Source organism: Pseudomonas sp. fls2-241-R2A-110 (genome assembly GCF_030209165.1).
In the GTDB taxonomy this organism is placed as follows: domain Bacteria; phylum Pseudomonadota; class Gammaproteobacteria; order Pseudomonadales; family Pseudomonadaceae; genus Aquipseudomonas.
This window is the reverse complement of record NZ_JARVSN010000011.1, coordinates 76667-94490: the sequence shown is the minus strand read 5'-3', so window position 1 is coordinate 94490 and position 17824 is coordinate 76667. Positions and strand designations below refer to the sequence as shown.

Sequence of the window (17824 nt, the reverse complement as noted above, 5' to 3'; positions counted from 1 at the left end):
CTGACAGACCGCGTTATCGTTCATCGCGAGCAGGCTCGCTCCCACATTCGACCGTATTGCGTCTGAAGGAACCCGGTTAACGGTGGGAGCGAGCCTGCTCGCGATAGCGCCCGAACAGGCAACGCAAAATCATCAGAACACCTACTCAACCACCAACCGCCCCAGCCGCTGCCTGAGCATGCGGTTCTCGGCCCGCAGTTGCTGGACCTCGTCAAGCAGGTCCAGCGCCAGGGCGACGCCTTCCCATTCCAGCTCCAGATCGCGCCGCAGCTTGGCGGCACGCTTGGCCAGCACCAGTTCATAATCGGTGAAACGCCAATCCTTGGGCTGCTTGCCCTGAGGTTCGAGGATGCCGTGTTCGACGATTTCGATCACGTAGACGTCCGACAGCTCGGTCGCCTCACAGAATTCTGCCATGTCCAGTTGAACGATCAGGGGGTTGCTCATGATGGGCTACTCCGTCTCTTGGATCAGAAGTTTTCTCTTGGGTTGAAAGCGGCTTTTTTCGCCAACTCCTCCCACAGCACCTTGACCTCGTCGTTCGAGGTTTTGGGCATGACAGCCTTGAGCTGCACGAACAGATAACCTCGATGACCGGCCTTGTTCAGCAAGCCGTGCCCCTTGGCACGCATGCGCTGACCATTCTGGCTACCGGCCGGGACCTTGAGGTTGATCTTGCCCGTCAGGGTCGGCACGGCCACTTCGGCGCCCAATGCCAATTCCCACGGTGCCAGCGGCAACGTGATAATCAGGTTTTCGCCCTCCACATCGAATTTCGGATGTGGCGCAAAACGAATGATCAGGAACAAGTCGCCATTGGCCCCGCCACCGATGCCCGGCGCGCCCTGGCCCTTGAGGCGGATACGCTCGCCGTCGGCCACGCCTGCCGGGATCTTCACGTTCAGGCTTTTGCTGGTATTGCTGACATGTTGACCTGCGGCATTGTACTGCGGCACCTGGAAAGTGACCTTCTTCGACTCGGTCGAGAGGGATTCTTCCAGGAAAATCGGTAATTCCATTTCCACGTCTTGCCCTCGACGCCCGGCGCTTCGGCCCGGCTGTGCACCACCAAAACCACCACCGCCACGGTTGCCAAAGATCGAACTGAAGAAGTCCGAGAAATCCCCCGTGTCCTGACCACCGCCAAAACCGCCACGCCCCTGCCAGCCTGGCGGGCCCTGGAACGGTTGGCCGTGCTGGCCGTATTTGCGTAAGTCGTCATATTCGGCACGCTTGTCGGCGCTTTTCAGCGCTTCATAAGCCTCCGAGGCGTCCTTGAACTTCGCCTCGGCATCCTTTTCCTTGCTGACGTCCGGGTGGTATTTGCGTGCGAGCTTGCGATAGGCGGCCTTGATCGCCTTATCGTCAGCCGTCGGCTCCACACCGAGAATCTTGTAATAGTCTTTGAAGTCCATCGAGGGAATCACCATCCGTTATCGAAATCGCGCTACCACTGTCAGCATGCGCTCATTACCAGCCGCCAGCTTGACCGATCTCAAGGTTGTGACCGGGCAGCGCATCAGAAGTTTATCGGCAGCAGTCGGGGGTTCTTTTGACCGTCCGGTGGCTGCCAGGGCCAATGCAGACAAGTTTGGGGCAAAGGATAGTCTTTCAAGGCGCTAATAGCCGAGATTTAGCGGATAGTCGGCCTTCGAATATTCGCCGCACTGGCATACACTGCGCGGCCGTTTTTTAACCGGAACTCGAAAGACATGAAAAACGCATCTCCAGCCCGTGCCTGTGGTATCGACTTCGGCACGTCCAACTCCACCGTCGGCTGGCTGCGCCCCGGCATGGAAACGCTGATCGCGCTGGAGGACGACAAGATCACCCTGCCCTCGGTGGTCTTCTTCAATATGGAAGAACGCCGCCCGGTGTACGGCCGGCTGGCGCTGCACGAGTACCTGGAAGGCTACGAAGGCCGGCTGATGCGCTCGCTCAAGAGCCTGCTCGGCTCCAAGCTGATCAAGCACGACACCAGTGTCTTGGGGACGGCGATGCCGTTCAAGGACCTGCTGGGCCTGTTCATCGGCCAGTTGAAGAAGCGCGCCGAGACCGCCGCCGGTCGGGAGTTCGAGGAAGTGGTGCTGGGTCGCCCGGTGTTTTTCGTCGATGACGATGAAATGGCCGACCAGGAAGCCGAGAACACTCTGGTGGATGTGGCCCGCGCCATCGGCTTCAAGGATGTGTCGTTCCAGTACGAACCGATTGCGGCGGCGTTCGACTACGAGTCGACCATCGAAAAAGAAGAGTTGGTGCTGATCGTCGACATCGGCGGTGGTACGTCCGACTTCTCGCTGGTGCGCCTCTCGCCAGAACGCCGCAACCACGACAACCGCCACGACGACATCCTTGCCACCGGCGGCGTGCACATCGGCGGGACCGATTTCGACAAGCAGTTGAGCCTGCAAGGGCTGATGCCGCTGTTTGGCTACGGCAGCCGCATGAAGAGCGGCGCCTACATGCCCACCAGCCACCACATGAACCTGGCGACCTGGCACACCATCAACTCGGTGTACTCGCAGAAGTCGACCCTGGCCCTGGGCAGCATGCGTTACGACATCGAAGACACCGGCGGCATCGACCGCCTGTTCAAGCTGATCGACCAACGCGCCGGTCACTGGCTGGCCATGGAAGTGGAAGAAACCAAGATCCAGCTGACCCACGCCGACAGCCGCCATGTGCCGCTGGACCGCATCGAGCCGGGGTTGAGCGTTGAACTGAGCCGGGCGCTGTTCGAATCGGCCATCGACAACCTGCTGGAGCGCGTGCGCAACAGCGTTACCCAACTGCTGAACGACGCCAATGTGCGTGTCGATCAGGTCGATACGGTGTTCTTCACCGGCGGTTCGAGCGGGATTCCGGCGCTGCGCAACAGCGTGTCGGCGATGTTGCCGAATGCGCGGCATGTGGAAGGGAACATCTTTGGCAGTATCGGCAGTGGCCTGGCGATTGAGGCCATGAAGCGCTACGGCACGATGGACTGATCCAAAACCCTGTAAAGATCGTTCCCACGCTCTGCGTGGGAATGCCGCCATGGACGCTCTGCGTCCGCTGTTGAAACTGTGACGCGGAGCGTCACGGGATGCATTCCCACGCAGAGCGTGGGAACGATCGGTGCTTATCCGCCTGATCAAACCATCCCGATCTGCCTTAATTCGCTCTTCAGATACGCGTAATAAATCGGTCCCGCCACCACCCCCGGCAGACCGAACGCCGCCTCGAACACCAGCATCGCCAGCAGCAACTCCCACGACTTGGCACTGATCTGCCCGCCGACGATGCGCGCGTTGAGGAAGTATTCGAGCTTGTGGATAAAAATCAGATAACCCAATGCCGCCACGGCGACCCAGATCGACAGCGACAAGCCGACGATGGTGATCAGCGTGTTTGACATCAGGTTGCCAATGACCGGCAGCAAGCCTAGCAGGAAGGTCAGCACGATCAGGGTTTTGGTCAGCGGCAACTTGATCCCGAACAGGGGCAAGACCACCACCAGGAAGATCGCGGTAAAAAAGGTGTTGAGCAGGGAAATCTTGATCTGGGCAAACACGATATTACGAAACGCCTGGACCACCAGATGCAAGCGATCGAACAGCGCGGCAGCCAGTGGTTTGCGCTTGGTCACGTCCGGCGCGCGCTGCAAGGCGATGATCGCGCCCAGCACCATGCCGATCAGCAACGTCACAAACATGTGCGCGGCGTCCTTGCCCACCAATTGCAACTCGCTCAGGTGCTTGCTCATCCACTCGCCGATGGCCACGCGGAATTCGGCGGCGCTGGCCGGCAAATAGGCATCGATGAACGGTGGCAGTTGCCCCCGCGCACGGTCGACCACGTGCATGAATTTATCGAGGGAAGCGCCGGGGTTTTCCGCCTCGTGCAGCAGAAAGCTGATGGCACCGGCAAAGATCAGCGCCAGCACACTGACCACTAAAGTCCCCAGCAACGCCACCGCCAGCCAGCGCGCACGCCGACCTTCGATCAGTCGCTGCAGTTGCGGGGTGAGCATGTTGACCAGTTCGAACACCAACAACCCGGCCAGCAGGCTGGGCAGCAATCGCAGCGGGATCACCAGCAACAAGCCACCGAAGATGATGACCCAGCTGATCAGCAGCAAGACGTGACGTTGAGAAAACGTTGGCATACAGCCTCAAAACGAACGGCATAAAAAGGATTGGCAGTCTGCCAGCGTTCCGGTGCCAGCACTAGGGATTGTGTGGATCGACCTTGGTCGGGAGCTCAGCGGATTTTTTTACAAAGCCCATGCCGCCCCCATCGCGAGCAGGCTCGCTCCCACAGTGGATCTGTGTTCACCGAACCAATGTGGGAGCGAGCCTGCTCGCGATGGGGCCCTGACAACCCTGCATCTTCCAGCCAATGATTATTTTTTCTTCAGGCAGTCACTCATGAACGCCTTGCGCGCATCACCCTTCAGCGCTTTGGTGGTGGCATCGGCATTACAGGTTTTCATCTTCTCTTGCTGAGGTGTAAGGGTTTTGGCGTCGTTGGCGGCCGGCGCGGCTTTGAGGCAGGTGCTCATGAAGGCTTTGCGTTCATCGCCCTTGAGGCTTTTCGCGGTGGCGTCGGCGTTGCAGGTGGTCATCTTGTTCTGTTGTTCAGTGGCGGCGAAGCCTTGGGCGCAGAGCAGTAAACCGATCATCAACAAAGGGACACGCAACATCTTCATGGAGTTTTCTCCTTGTTGCCGCACCGAGGGGTGCGGCCTCATTCAGGAGTGTAGACAACCCCTGTTACACCTTCCTGCTTTCAAGGTGGCTGCGTCGATACTGCTCAGGTGTGCAGCCGGCCTGACGCTGAAACATGGCGATAAACGCCGAGCCGGTGCTGTAGCCCATGTCGAAGGCGATCTCCTGAATGCTGCGTTGACTGTCCAGCGCTTCGATGGCCGCCAGAAAACGTAATCGTTGCCGCCACTCGCCAAAACTCATGCCCAGTTCGCGAACACATTGCCGCGCCAGGGTGCGCTCGCTGACATGAATGAGCGCCGCCCAGTCTGCCAAGGGTCGGTTATCGCCAGGCTCGGCCTGCAAGGCTTCGAGTATTCCGAGCAATCCCGAACTGCTGGCGTAGGGCAAATAACACTCGTGGATGGGCGCTTGCTGCAGCTGATCCACCAGCACCTGGGCCAGGCGTTTGTCCGCCTCGCGCTCGGGAACCTTCACGTCGCGGGCGGCGAAGTCCTTGAGGATCGCCTTGAGAATGTCGCTGATCGCCAGGGTGCAGGCCTGTGGCGGCAGATCGTGACACAACAGCGGATCCAGGCAGACGGCGCGATAGTTGATCGGCTGGTTGCTGTAGAAACTGTGCTCGGTCTGTGGCGGCACCCACACCGCGTATTGCGGCGGCGACATGAAACGGCTGCCGCCGATTTCCATGTGCAGCACGCCGTGGGCCGAATACTCCAGCGTGCCCCACGGATGCCGGTGCGCCGAGGCAAAACGGTGCGCATCGAAATCGGCGTAGCGAAAATAGACCGGCGCTGGCAATTCGCTGAAATCCAGCAGGTCGATGTGTTTACTGTTCATGCTGTCCGTCATCAGGGGCAGGTTGTCTGGATCGAAGTATAGGCTTGCATCCAGACAAGGGATAATTGCCCCTCATTAACGTTCTGGTTTTCTCTGATGCAATACGCTTATCCCCTGCTGGCCATTTTCATCTGGGCCGGCAATACCGTAATCACCAAAATGTCGGCCGGGGCGATCTTCCCCGCCGAGATCGGTTTCTATCGCTGGCTGCTGGCCGGGTTGCTGTTCACGCCGTTCATGCTCAAACCGGTGATCGCCCATTGGCCGTTGATTCGGCCGAACCTGGGCAAGATCTTCATCCTTGGCGTGCTTGGCATGGCGGTCTATCAGAGCCTGGCGTACTTCGCCGCGAGCCTGACGTCGGCCACCAACATGGGGATCATCCTGTCGCTGATGCCGTTGATGTCGCTGGCCATGGCAATTGTCAGCCTTGGCCAGCGCTTGACAGCGGGTGCGCTGGCCGGCGCGGTGTTGTCGTTTGCCGGCGTGCTGGTGGTGGTGTCGTCCGGCAGCCTCGGCGTATTGCTCGAACACGGGATAAACCTGGGCGATGCAATGATGCTGATCGCCACCCTGGCCTACGCGATCTACAGCACGCTGCTGAAAAAATGGCAGTTGCGCCTGCCGCCGCTGGTATTGCTGTATTTGCAGGTGCTGGTGGCGGTGGTGGTGTTGTTTCCGCTGTTTATTGTTTCACCGAAGACCGGCCTGACACTGCAGAACATTCCGCTGGTGCTCTATGCCTGCCTGCTGGCCTCGATGATCGCGCCGTTGGCGTGGATGCAGGCCGTGGTGCGCCTGGGGCCAAGCCGGACCACGCTGTTTTTCAATCTGCTGCCGTTGATCACCGCGCTGATTGCGGCGCTGGTGCTGCATGAGCAACTGGCGCTGTATCACTTGGTGGGCGGGGTGTTGACGTTGGGTGGGGTGATACTGTCGGAGCGTTGGACCACCGTGCTGGGCCGCAAGATTTGCGTTGCCTGACCTGACGCTATCGCGAGCAGGCTCACTCCCACAGGGAATGCGCTCAACTGTGGGAGCGAGCCTGCTAGCGATGAACGATGACTCGGTCTAGACCCCTGCCGCTTTCAGCCGGGCCGCGTGCTCGACAAACAACCGCACCGGATCAGCCCCTTTGCCCACCAGTCCCAGCGACTGGTTGACGATGTCGAAGTGATCCAGCGGATATTCATCGCCAATCACAGTCCCCAAGTGCGAGCTGTAACGCCCGACCATCCCGTCGCAATGCCCGGTTTCGCGCACAAAAGTTCTGGCAAACAATCGACAACTGCGATTTGTGCCGTCGAACAGGTTACCGCCGCGATCGGTCTTGCCTGGTTGCAACGTCCCCGACCACGAGTAATAGCGCACGCCGTTGACCTCCTCCGGCCCCTGCCCGCCCCAGTTTTCAGGCAGTCCCTGCGGATAACGCTGGTTGAACAGCGCCACGCCCTTGCTGGTCAGTGCCTGATGCGAAGCCGGGATATCCACAGGCAGTTTCGGCCCGCGATAACCGGTATCCAGCAGGCTCATCAATGCACCGACCCAGCGCAGCAAGACGCTGAGCACGCGCCCCCTGAGGCTGTTTTCCGGGTAGTGTTTTTCCAGGTAATCGGCAAGCTCGGAGCCATGATTCGGCCCGGCCACCGAGGTCACGGAGGCCACGCGATCCGGGCGTTTGGCCGCCGCGTAACGCGCGGTCAGCGAGCCTTGGCTATGACCGATCAGGTTGACCTTTTCAGCCCCGGTCTCGCGCAGGATCTCCTCGATCCGCGCCAGCAACTGCTCGCCACGCACCTCGCTGGAATTGAGCGGCGAGACCTGCACCGCAAACACCGTCGCCCCGCCCCGGCGCAATGCCGAAATGATCCCGTACCAATACGGATAGAACACCAGGCGGATGAATCCGAGCATCCCCGGGACCAACACCAACGGGTAGCGCGTGGCGGAACCTTGCGACATGGGCGAACGTCCTTGTGATCGGAGAGATAAGGCAAGGCGCGATGCAAGACGTCAGCCAAGCATCGTCACCGGAGATGACAACTCGACGACCAGTCTATGACATCCCGCCTCACTTCAGCCCCATCACGCCCGCCACGATCAGCCTCACCGACACCAGCTTGAGCGCCGTGAGGCTTTCGCCCAGCAGCGCACAACCCAGAAACACCGTGCCCAGTGAGCCGATAGCGGTCCAGATCGGATAGGCAATGCTCACTGGCAACTCGCGCATGGCCAGGCTGGCACTGGCGTGATCGTCTCGGTCACGGCTTGCGATTGCCAAACTGCATAAAACTTTTCTCAGCGCCTGTCACTCACACCTACGTAGCGATCACTTCTCTAGACGGTGACGCAAACCTGATTAGCCTCCAGGAGAACGAGATGAGCGACATGCATTTGTCTGATGTAACCACGCTTCGCGAACGTGCCCGCAAGAACGTCGAGAATGGCGCAGTGACCGAAAGCTACAGCGCCGACCGCGAAGAAGTCCTGCGCCTGCTCAATGAATCGCTGGCCACCGAACTGGTCTGCGTGTTGCGCTACAAGCGCCACTACTTCATGGCCAACGGCCTGAAAGCCCACGTTGCCGCCGATGAGTTCCTCGAGCACGCCACGCAGGAAGCCGAGCACGCCGACCGCCTGGCCGAACGCATCGTGCAACTGGGTGGCGAGCCTGAGTTCAACCCTGACCTGTTGTCGAAAAACTCCCACGCGCAATACGTGGCCGGCAATTCACTCAAGGAAATGGTGTACGAGGATTTGGTGGCCGAACGCATCGCCATCGACAGCTACCGCGAGATCATTCAGTACATTGGCGAAAAAGACCCGACCACCCGGCGCATCTTCGAAGACATCCTGGCTCAGGAAGAAGAGCATGCCGATGACATGGCCGACATACTGAAAGATCTGTAGCGCCTGTCAGATCGCCATCGCGAGCAGGCTCGCTCCCACATTGGTTCTGTAAACACAGTTCAATTGTGGGAGCGAGGCTGCTCGCGATGGCGTCATGACAGACACCGAATAGTTACTTGGTCGGCTTAACGGTCACAGGCGCCTTGCCCGCCTTCATCTGCTCCAGCAACGGCGCGCACTGGTTCGGCTCGCCGCCACTGGGCGCCACCAACGCCAACAACCCGGCCGCCGGTGCCGCAATCACGCCCAGCGCCACCATCCCCGCCCCGCGCAACATCAGCGGCACCGCCTTCACACCGGCATCGGGCTTGATGAACTTGCCCCGCACATACAGCGGCGAGCGCAGTGAAATCAATCGCCAGCCCTTGGATTCCGGGGTAATGATCAGGTCCAGTTGCTCTGTGGCCATGTTCGCTGTGCCGTCGATATAGATGATCGCGTTCTCGGTATCGAACACAAACAACCGCGTGGTCGCCAACCCGCTCTTGATGTCGAAGTCGGACGCCGCGCAATTGATCTTCACTTCCTTGTCGCCAAAGATCTTGCCCACCACGTAGTTGCCGACGTTGAGCCCCGCCAGTTCCATCAGTTCACGGCTGATGGCGCCATCGTTGATCAGCATCTTCAGGTTGCCGTTGGCGCTGCCCAGCAGCTTGGCCACCGAATTGCCACGACCGGTGATGTCGGCATCGCCATTGAGTTCGCCGAAGCTGGTTTTCATCGGCTCGAAGGTGGGGAACAGCTGCTTGAGCTTGAACTTGCGCGCGGTGAGTTTGGCCCGGCCTTCCAAGGGATCGGTGCGGCCATTAAGGCGAATCTGCGCGTCGAGGGTGCCTCCCGCCACGCCGAAACGCAGGGGTTCGAGGCTGAGGACACCGTCGGTGAGCACCAAGTGGGTGTAGAGATCGTTGAACGGCAGCTTTTCGCTGTGGACGATGCGCTTGCCGGTGAATTCGACGTCGGCGTCCATGTCGCGCCAGCGCTCGGTCTTGAACTCTTCGACTGGCAACACCTTGTCCGCCGGCTGCTTGCTTTCGCCACCCCGGGCTTTTTGCTTGGCGTTGGAATCGGCGCCGATCAGCGGCGCAAGGTCGGCGAACAGCAGTTGATTGGACAGCAACGAGCCACTGAGCTTGGGTCGCGGCTGGCTGGCGACATAGGCCAGGCTGCCATGAATGTCGCTGCCACCGATCTTGCCGTTGAACTCTTCATAACGGAACACCGCGCCACCCGCGTCATGCAGCTTGGCAATCAAATGCCCGTCGGTCTCGTACGGCGGCGTAGCCGGCAGGGTTACGCCGGTCAGCGGGTAGAGCGTGCCCAGGCTGGCACCGGCCAGTTTGAGGCGCAGGTCCAGGGCACCGAGGTTCAGGGGGTCGGTCAGCGTGCCGGCCAGTTCGATGCTGGTGTCGGCAATTTTCACCTGGGCCTGAAGGGGGAACGGCCTGGCGGCGTCTTGCAACGCCAGCAATCCGCCGATCTTGCCTTCGCCCGCGAGTTTCTGGTCGTGGTACTGGCCTTTGACCTTGAGGGCAAACGCGTAGTCCTGCGGCGCAGCACCCTTTTCCAGCGCGGCTTTCGCGGCTTTGTCGCCGACGATATCGCTGAACGGAATGGGTTTGCCCAGCGGATCAATGATCAAGTCGAGCTGAGTCTTGAGATTTTGGTCGTCGAGGGTGACGTGACCTTTGTCGAAACCGATGGCACCGATGTCCACCACCCAGTTTGAAGGTGCGGCGTTCGGGTCTTTGGGGTCGAATTTGAACGTCCAGTTGGCACGTCCGTCGGCTAGACGCTGCAGGTCCGCGTTGGGTTCGGTCAGGTCAATGCGCGGGATCACCACCCGCTGCGCCAGCAGTGCCAGGGGCGAAATGCGCAGTTCGACGCGTTTGAGCGTGACCATCTGCGGTTTCTTCGACCAGTCGGGGTTACCCAGGCTCAGGTCTTCGGCCACCACATGCGGCCATGGCACCCAGGACCGCCAACCGCTCTCGTCGAGCTCACGACGCCAGACCACCGCCAGGTTGCCGTTGATGGCGAACGGACGATGCAGTTCTTCGGACACCTTGGCATTAAGGGACGGTTTGATCCGGTTCCAATCGAAGAACACGATGATCAGAACCAATACCGCCAGCAACACAACCAGGCTGGCGAAGGTCCAGGCAACTATTTTACGAGTGCGCGTCATTGCACAGGGCTCCTGATACGACTGAGCGCCCTGACTGCGACGCATAGGTGAAACGTTAGGCCACAACCGGCCTGCCATGGAATCTACGACTGAAAAACGGCCCGCAGGTTTAACAGAAAAGACGATTAATCCTCAAATAATCGGCCAGGGAGAGACTGCGCCCGAATCCAGCGTTACCGCCCCGCACTTTCGTGCGGCACGGGTGAGTCGAAAATACCCACCTCAGTGCAAAAACGGTCGTCGGAAACGCCCGTTCTAGAGCCCCCCAGTGGAACAATCAATTCCGTTGATTATTACCATTGCGTTTATGAACTTTTATATCGACTTATCGAGAGTAGCATTGCACTCGTACCCACTTTATCGCCCTCCCAAGGAGCAACCCATCATGAAACGCCAATTACTGCTTAGCCTTTCCCTTTCACTGCTAGCCAGCACCGCTTTTGCCCTGCCAGCGGCTGACCAAGCTACTCCACAAGCCAAAACCAGCTACTCAGTATTCAGCCAAACCGTCGCTGCCGATGGTTCCGAGCGCACTCCACAAGGTCAGACCCTGGCTGAAGGCGGTAACGATCGACTGAAAGAAAAAGGCCTGATCACTCAAGACGGTTCTGATCGCACTCCACAAGGCCAAACCCTGGCTGCTGATGGTTCCGATCGCACGCCACAAGGTCAAACCCTGGCTGCTGACGGCTCCGATCGCACGCCACAAGGTCAAACCCTGGCTGCTGACGGTTCCGATCGCACTCCACAAGGCCAAACCCTGGCTGCCGACGGTTCCGATCGCACTCCACAAGGCCAAACCCTGGCTGCTGACGGTTCCGATCGCACTCCACAAGGCCAAACCCTGGCTGCCGACGGTTCCGATCGCACCCCACAAGGCCAAACCCTCGCCGAAGGTGGTGGTGACCGTGTAATCGAACGCAACAGCGCTTTGAGCTAAGCCCATGGCGGCCCTGAAAAAAAGCCCAATCACCGGATTGGGCTTTTGACTTTTACAGAAGCAGCGTTTCCCCGCCTGATCCTCTGATGGTTGCCCCCGATAGTCGTTCGACGCCACCGAAGCCGATTTGCTAGAGTGCGTCGCTGTCCTGTCCAGAAAACACCTTTGCGATGCTGCCCCGCGCCGAACAGAAACAACAAACCCGCAACGCCTTGATGGACGCTGCCCGTCACCTGATGGAATGTGGCCGCGGATTCGGCAGCCTGAGCCTGCGCGAAGTGGCGAAAACCGCCGGGATCGTGCCCACCGGTTTCTACCGGCATTTCGCCGATATGGACGAACTGGGCCTGGTGCTGGTGAGCGAAGTCGGCCAGACCTTCCGTGAAACCATTCGCCTGGTGCGCCATAACGAATTCGTCATGGGCGGCATCATCGACGCTTCGGTACGAATCTTCCTCGACGTGGTCTCGGCCAATCGATCGCAGTTCCTGTTTCTGGCCCGCGAACAATACGGTGGCTCACTACCGGTGCGTCAGGCCATTGGACGTTTGCGCGAAGACATCAGCTCCGACCTGGCCGCAGACCTGTCCTTGATGCCAAAACTGCAGCACCTGGACATCGCCGGCCTCAGTGTCATGGCGGATCTGATTGTTAAAAGTGTGTTTGCAACCCTGCCGGACATCATCGATCCGCCGGCCGAGGCGTTGCCGGAACACCTGACGCCACAGGCAAAAATCACTCAGCAGTTGCGCTTCATCTTCATCGGCCTCAAACATTGGCAAGGCCTCGGCAGCACCGAGTAGACCTTTGGGAACAGGCTCGCCCCCACAAAAACCCCACAAGGCATCAATTTGGTGCCGCCAAAAAATCCTCGCACCGTTCTGGCTCACAATTCCGCAACATCCTGAAACACCCGCTACGCTCCGACAGGTATTTCCTACGTATCACCCGATTGGCAAGCCCCTTGCTCTAGCCTGAGTATTGTCAATTGCTGGAAGCCTTCCGATGCTGGTGATTCATCGCAGAATCGACCCTCAACCCGTCTGGGCCGCCGAGTTGCACCTGAACTTCGAAGCCCGGAGCAAAAGCCGTTTGCGCTGTTTCAGTGCCGAGGGCGAAGACGTCGGGTTGTTTTTGGAGCGCGGTCAGCCACCGCTGTATGACGGTGAATGCCTGCAAGCCGAAGACGGGCGCGTCGTGCGCGTCTGCGCCCGCCCCGAACAACTGCTGCACGTCACTTGCGCCAATGCCTTCGAATTGACTCGCGCTGCCTATCACCTGGGCAATCGCCACGTGGCCTTGCAAGTCGGCGATGGCTGGTTGCGGCTGCTCGACGATTACGTGCTCAAAGCCATGCTCGAACAACTCGAGGCCAAGGTCGAGAACATCGAAGCCCCGTTCCAGCCGGAACACGGCGCCTATGGCGGCGGCCATCACCATTCCCGCCATGGCGACGAAGACTTCAACTACCCGCCGAAACTGCACCAGTTCGGCGTACGTTCATGAACCCAGCCTGGGCGCTGCTGCGTCTGGCCAGCCCGCAGCTGCCGATTGGCGGCTACAGCTATTCCCAAGGCCTGGAAATGGCGGTGGATAACGGCCGGGTGAACGATGCGGCCAGCGCACGTCGCTGGATCCGCGATCAACTGCTGCTCAACCTCGCCCGTTTCGAAGCGCCGCTGCTGCTTGCCCATTGCACCGCCGCCGCGGAAGAAAACTGGGGCGAGTTGCTGCAACGCTGCGAAGAACATCGCGCCAGCCGGGAAACCCGTGAACTGCATCAGGAAAGTCGGCAAATGGGCTATTCCCTGCAGCAGTTGCTCAACGGGTTGCCGGAACTCGATGGCCCGGCCCGCGCCTTTCTCGATCAACGTCCCGAGCCTCACCTGGCCCTCGGCTGGGCGCTGGCCGCTCGCGCTTGGAACATCAGTCCGCAAGACGCCTTGGCGGCGTGGCTCTGGAGCTGGCTGGAAAACCAACTGGCGGTGTTGATGAAAACCCTGCCGCTGGGCCAGCAAGCCGCGCAACGCCTGACCAGTGAATTGCTGCCATTGCTGCAACAAGCCCAGCAAGACGCTACCCGAATCAACCCCGAACACTACGGCAGCGCTGCTTTCGGCCTGTCCCTGGCGTGCATGGCCCATGAGCGCCAATACAGCCGTCTGTTCCGGTCCTAGGGCCTTTCAATTTGGAGAACCACATGAACACACAACCCCTGCGTGTCGGCATCGGCGGCCCGGTCGGCTCCGGTAAAACAGCCCTGACTCTGGCGCTGTGCCTGGCCCTGCGCGAGCGCTACAACCTCGCCGTCGTCACCAACGACATCTATACCCGCGAAGACGCCGATTTTCTGGTGCGCAACGAAGCCCTGGCGCCAGAACGCATCATCGGCGTGGAAACCGGAGGCTGCCCGCACACCGCAATCCGCGAGGACGCCTCGATCAACCTTGAAGCCGTAGATCAACTGAACCGTCGCTTCCCGGGGCTGGACCTGATTCTGGTCGAGTCCGGTGGCGACAACCTCTCGGCCACCTTCAGCCCTGAACTGTCCGACCTGACCATCTACGTGATCGACGTCTCGGCCGGCGACAAGTTGCCGCGCAAGGGCGGCCCCGGCATCTGCAAATCCGATTTGCTGGTCATCAACAAAGTCGACCTCGCGCCGTTGGTGGGCGCCTCGCTTGAGATGATGGACAGCGACACCAAGCGCATGCGCAACGGCAAGCCGTTTGTCTTCAGCAACCAGAAGACCGGCCTCGGCCTGGAAGAAATCATTGCGTTCATCGAACGCCAGGGTTTGCTGACCGCAGCCTGATCGCAACTTATCAACAAGGAAGCTTATTCATGACACTCAAACGTATTCTGGGCGCCCTCGCCCTGCTGCTGACCCCAGCCATCGCCTTCGCCCATCCTGGCCACGGCGATAACGGTTTGATCGCGGGCATCAGCCACCCGATCGGCGGCCTTGATCACTTGCTGGCAATGGTTGCCGTCGGTCTGTGGGCGGCGCAGCAAAAAGGCGCGGCGCGCTGGGCGCTGCCCTGCACATTCGTCGGCACTATGCTGATGGGCGGCTTGCTCGGGTTTGAAGGGCTCAACCTGCCGGCGCTGGAAAGCGCGATTGCGGCGTCGGTGCTGGCGCTGGGCCTGGCGGTCGCGTTGGCGGTGCGTCCGCCATTGAGTGTGGCGGTGGCGGCGACAGCATTGTTTGCGCTGTTCCACGGTGTGGCCCATGGCCTGGAACTGCCGGAGATGTCGAGCCCTTGGGCCTATGCCGCAGGGTTTGTGGCTGCGACGGCGGCATTGCATGCCGCGGGTTACGCAGTGGTGCGTGTGTTGCCGCAAGCGGCGGCTCCGCTGGTTCGATTGGCGGGCGCGGCTTCGGCGGCGACCGGGGTCTGGTTGCTGGCGGGCTGATTCTCTAGCGCCTGAACAAGCCCCATCGCGGGCAAGCCCGCTCCCACAATTGTCCTGCGTACAGCGGTCCAATATGGGAGCGCGCTTGCCCGCGATGGCGGCCTGACAGACACCGCATCCCTCAGGCCTGCTAACATGTCGCGCAATTAACCCTGCCGTGACGACGCCAGCCAATGCCGCCTGTTTCCCGCTCCGCCTCCGCGCCTGAATTGACCGCTCTGTTTGCTTCTGTGCAACAGCATTTCCAGGAAGTGATCGTGCCGCTCTGGCAAGGCCCCGGCTGGAATGCGGACATGGCGCTGCCCTATGAAGCGCTGGACGCCGGGCATCAACCGCTGCCTCCCCAACGCTATCGGGCCATGGCCTGCGCGCGACAGCTGTACCTTTTTTCCAGCCTGATCGGCGAGGTGCCGGCCGCCGAAGCGCACGCCGCAGCGCTGTTCCGCTCCTTGCAACAGCATTTCCATGACGCCGAACACGGTGGCTGGTTCTACAGCATCGATCCCCAAGGTGCGCCGCTGGATCTGCGCAAAGACCTCTATACCCACGCTTTCATCCTGTTCGCCTGCGCCCACTACTGGGCCAAGGTGCGCGAGCCACTGGTGGAGTCGGTGCTCAACGCGGCACTGGAAGTCATCGGCCAGCGCTTCGCGACAGGCGACGGCCTGTACGAAGCCACCCTCGACCGTGACTGGTCGTCGCTTGCGTCCGGCCCTCTGCAAAATCCACTGATGCACTTGGCTGAAGCCTTCCTCGCGACCCTGTCGGTGCGTGAGGACATCGCCGCGCAGCGGGCACTCGTCGAGTTATGCACAGCCATGCAAAAGCGCTTCATCGACCCGCAACAGGGTGTGTTGATGGAGAAACCGCTGGGCGCTGTGGATAACTGGTTTGAACCGGGGCATCAGTTCGAATGGTATTTCCTGCTGGAGTCTTCGCCGTTGCTGCGCGGCTCCAGACTGCACACCTCGCTGGACCGTGCGTTTGCGCTCACCGAACAACAGGGCGTTGATCCACAGACGGGTGCGGTAGTGGCCATGCTTGATCTGGACGGCTACGCGAAGGATGCGACCCAACGCATCTGGGCCCAGGCTGAATACCTGCGCGCGCTGACCTTGCGCCCGAACAGCGAAGCCTCGGTGCTGCGCCAGTTAAAGGCGTTGCAGCAGCGCTTTTTGCATTCGGCCGGCTGGCATGAGTGTCGGGATGAGAATGGCGAGGTGAGTCGCAAGGACATGCCATCGACCACGCCTTATCACTTGGCGACCTGCTATCAAGGGCTGGTTGACTATCTCGGTTGACTGACCGATCGCCATCGCGAGCAAGCTCGCTCCCACAGGGATTGCGCTGAACCTGTGGGAGCGGGCTTGCCCGCGAAGGCCGTTACGCGGTCTTAAGACTTGGCATTACGCTCAATCGAAAAACCAGCCCACGTCTGGCTTACCGGCATCAATTCCAGGCTATTGATGTTGATGTGCGCCGGTGCATTGAGCACCCAGAAAATGGTCTCGGCGATGTCCTGCGGCTGGATCGGCTCGGCACCGGCGTAGGTCGCGTTGTAACGCTCCTGGTCACCGGCAAAACGCACCAGCGAGAACTCGCTTTCGCACAGGCCCGGCTCAATATTGCTGACCCGCACGCCAGTGCCCTGCAAGTCGCAGCGCAGGTTCAAAGAGAACTGTTTTACGAACGCCTTGCTCGCGCCATACACGTGGCTGCCCGGGTACGGGTAGTTACCGGCGATGGAACCAAGGTTGACGATACCTGCGCCGCGACCGTGGGCGATCAGGCGCGGCAACAGCAGACGAGTGCTGTACATCAGGCCTTTGATGTTGGTGTCGACCATGGTGTCCCAATCGTCGAGGTCGCACTTGGGCGCCGGATCAACACCCAGCGCCAGGCCGGCGTTGTTGATCAGCCCGCGCAGCTTGGCAAAGGATGGCGGCAGGTTGGCAATCGCCTCCTCCATCGCCTTGCGATCACGCACGTCGAGCACCAGGCCATGCACTTCTGTCTGCTTCGACAATTCGGCGCACAGGGCATTGAGGCGCTCTTCACGACGACCTGTCAGCACCAGCTTCCAACCCGCCTCGGCAAAACGACGGGCACAGGCTTCACCAAAACCGGAGGTCGCGCCGGTAATAAACAGGGTGTTGGACATCGTGTTCTCCTTGCTTCGGCTGATCGGCAGCCATTGGAATAGAAAATCAGCTGGCAGCATGCCCGGCCCGGCTTCTACGGGCAACCTTCGTATTGTTGTATGAAAAATAACCAATCATGGCTACGCCGTGTCCGCCGTGGCTTGCAGCCATGTACGCGCACGTTATCCACAGGCCGGTCCACAGTTTCCGGGGGCAAGTCGAAAAGCTGGAAGCCGCTATCCACAAGGCTTTGCGGGCAATTTGGAAATTTTTTTGCTTGACCCTGAACGGTCTGCTGTGTACCCCCAAGGCAATTTGCACGATTGGCGGTAAAAGCGGCGATGGCGCCAAGCCAGCAACTACGGCCCTCAGCCGAGTCTTTCCAGAGTTTAACCACAGACTTATCCACAGGCATCTCGCGCTGTTTCCGAGCCATTTACGAGGCCAATAAAAAGGTTGACAAAGCCGAGTCAGACTCCAGTAAAAACGCCTGATCAAAAAACAACCACATCGCTGCAAGCCACGGATTCAAAGGCTTCCAGACAGCTACTCCCACGTTATTCACAGCCAGCTCCACAGCAAACGGGGACAAGTCAAAACCCTGACAAAACAACTATTTGCAGCGGCTTTATGTCGCGCTTTGAGAGCTTGTGAATATTGTTTTCCACAATTTCCGGAA

At 60.0% G+C, this 17824-nt stretch carries 18 protein-coding genes and 1 pseudogene; 10 read left to right on the top strand and 9 right to left on the bottom strand.

The genetic code is table 11. The features are described 5' to 3' along the window. Positions 1-141: 141 nt before the first annotated feature. Positions 142-447 carry a chaperone modulator CbpM gene (locus QRN31_RS10395; RefSeq protein ID WP_285431837.1) on the bottom strand — a complete coding sequence of 102 codons (306 nt, stop codon included), beginning with the start codon at positions 445-447 and terminating at the stop codon, positions 142-144. A gap of 23 nt (positions 448-470) precedes the next feature. Beyond that, positions 471-1415: a DnaJ C-terminal domain-containing protein gene (locus tag QRN31_RS10390; protein WP_285431835.1), complete on the bottom strand. Its 945-nt coding sequence runs from the start codon at positions 1413-1415 to the stop codon at positions 471-473. 297 nt (positions 1416-1712) lie between these two features. Between QRN31_RS10390 and QRN31_RS10385 the strand changes: the two genes are divergently transcribed. Next, on the top strand, positions 1713-2987 hold the full coding sequence (locus QRN31_RS10385; protein ID WP_208670294.1) for an Hsp70 family protein: 1275 nt from the start codon (positions 1713-1715) through the stop codon (positions 2985-2987). Between the two features lie 146 nt (positions 2988-3133). Here the strand turns inward: QRN31_RS10385 and QRN31_RS10380 are convergent, their stop codons facing one another. From QRN31_RS10380 to QRN31_RS10370, 3 genes are all read right to left on the bottom strand, one after another. Beyond that, positions 3134-4147: an AI-2E family transporter gene (locus tag QRN31_RS10380; protein ID WP_285431834.1), complete on the bottom strand. Its 1014-nt coding sequence runs from the start codon at positions 4145-4147 to the stop codon at positions 3134-3136. A 237-nt stretch (positions 4148-4384) separates the two neighbouring features. Beyond that, a complete protein-coding gene (locus QRN31_RS10375) occupies positions 4385-4690 on the bottom strand; it encodes a PsiF family protein (RefSeq protein WP_222589569.1) in 306 nt (101 codons plus the stop codon). Between the two features lie 64 nt (positions 4691-4754). After that, a complete protein-coding gene (locus QRN31_RS10370; RefSeq protein WP_285431833.1) occupies positions 4755-5549 on the bottom strand; it encodes an AraC family transcriptional regulator in 795 nt (264 codons plus the stop codon). A 96-nt stretch (positions 5550-5645) separates the two neighbouring features. Here QRN31_RS10370 and QRN31_RS10365 point away from each other — a divergent pair, with 96 nt between their 5' ends. Continuing rightward, positions 5646-6533, top strand: a complete 888-nt coding sequence (locus QRN31_RS10365; protein WP_285431832.1) for a DMT family transporter — start codon at positions 5646-5648, stop codon at positions 6531-6533. Between the two features lie 87 nt (positions 6534-6620). Here QRN31_RS10365 and QRN31_RS10360 read toward each other — a convergent pair whose 3' ends face one another. Together QRN31_RS10360 and QRN31_RS10355 are read right to left on the bottom strand one after the other, a co-directional pair. Continuing rightward, positions 6621-7511 (bottom strand): esterase/lipase family protein, encoded by an 891-nt coding sequence (locus QRN31_RS10360; protein ID WP_285431831.1) that lies wholly within the window; start codon positions 7509-7511, stop codon positions 6621-6623. A gap of 109 nt (positions 7512-7620) precedes the next feature. Further along, positions 7621-7788, bottom strand: a pseudogene (locus QRN31_RS10355) (DMT family transporter); the annotation flags it as partial. 140 nt (positions 7789-7928) lie between these two features. On the opposite strand from QRN31_RS10355, the gene QRN31_RS10350 reads away from it, so the two are divergent. Further along, positions 7929-8459 carry a ferritin-like domain-containing protein gene (locus QRN31_RS10350; protein WP_285431830.1) on the top strand — a complete coding sequence of 177 codons (531 nt, stop codon included), beginning with the start codon at positions 7929-7931 and terminating at the stop codon, positions 8457-8459. 112 nt (positions 8460-8571) lie between these two features. Here QRN31_RS10350 and QRN31_RS10345 read toward each other — a convergent pair whose 3' ends face one another. After that, complete coding sequence (locus QRN31_RS10345) at positions 8572-10647, bottom strand: AsmA family protein (RefSeq protein WP_285431829.1); 2076 nt, start codon at positions 10645-10647, stop codon at positions 8572-8574. Between the two features lie 385 nt (positions 10648-11032). Between QRN31_RS10345 and QRN31_RS10340 the strand changes: the two genes are divergently transcribed. From QRN31_RS10340 to QRN31_RS10310, 7 genes are all read left to right on the top strand, one after another. Beyond that, positions 11033-11587: a hypothetical protein gene (locus QRN31_RS10340; protein ID WP_285431828.1), complete on the top strand. Its 555-nt coding sequence runs from the start codon at positions 11033-11035 to the stop codon at positions 11585-11587. A 170-nt stretch (positions 11588-11757) separates the two neighbouring features. After that, positions 11758-12390 (top strand): TetR family transcriptional regulator, encoded by a 633-nt coding sequence (locus QRN31_RS10335; RefSeq protein ID WP_010464134.1) that lies wholly within the window; start codon positions 11758-11760, stop codon positions 12388-12390. Positions 12391-12592: 202 nt separating this feature from the next. After that, complete coding sequence (ureE, locus tag QRN31_RS10330) at positions 12593-13093, top strand: urease accessory protein UreE (protein WP_222589559.1); 501 nt, start codon at positions 12593-12595, stop codon at positions 13091-13093. Further along, on the top strand, positions 13090-13764 hold the full coding sequence (locus QRN31_RS10325; RefSeq protein WP_285431827.1) for an urease accessory protein UreF: 675 nt from the start codon (positions 13090-13092) through the stop codon (positions 13762-13764). The genes ureE and QRN31_RS10325 overlap by 4 nt, the downstream gene beginning before the upstream one ends. A 23-nt stretch (positions 13765-13787) precedes the next feature. Continuing rightward, complete coding sequence (ureG, locus tag QRN31_RS10320; RefSeq protein WP_007947546.1) at positions 13788-14402, top strand: urease accessory protein UreG; 615 nt, start codon at positions 13788-13790, stop codon at positions 14400-14402. A 29-nt stretch (positions 14403-14431) separates the two neighbouring features. Next, the gene (locus QRN31_RS10315) at positions 14432-15004 is read left to right on the top strand and encodes a HupE/UreJ family protein (RefSeq protein ID WP_285431826.1); all 573 of its coding nucleotides are present in this window, start codon (positions 14432-14434) and stop codon (positions 15002-15004) included. A 173-nt stretch (positions 15005-15177) separates the two neighbouring features. Further along, positions 15178-16305, top strand: coding sequence for an AGE family epimerase/isomerase (locus tag QRN31_RS10310; protein ID WP_285431825.1), 1128 nt, complete (start codon positions 15178-15180; stop codon positions 16303-16305). A 92-nt stretch (positions 16306-16397) separates the two neighbouring features. Here the strand turns inward: QRN31_RS10310 and QRN31_RS10305 are convergent, their stop codons facing one another. Further along, positions 16398-17165 (bottom strand): SDR family oxidoreductase, encoded by a 768-nt coding sequence (locus tag QRN31_RS10305; RefSeq protein ID WP_222589555.1) that lies wholly within the window; start codon positions 17163-17165, stop codon positions 16398-16400. Positions 17166-17824 lie beyond the last annotated feature (659 nt).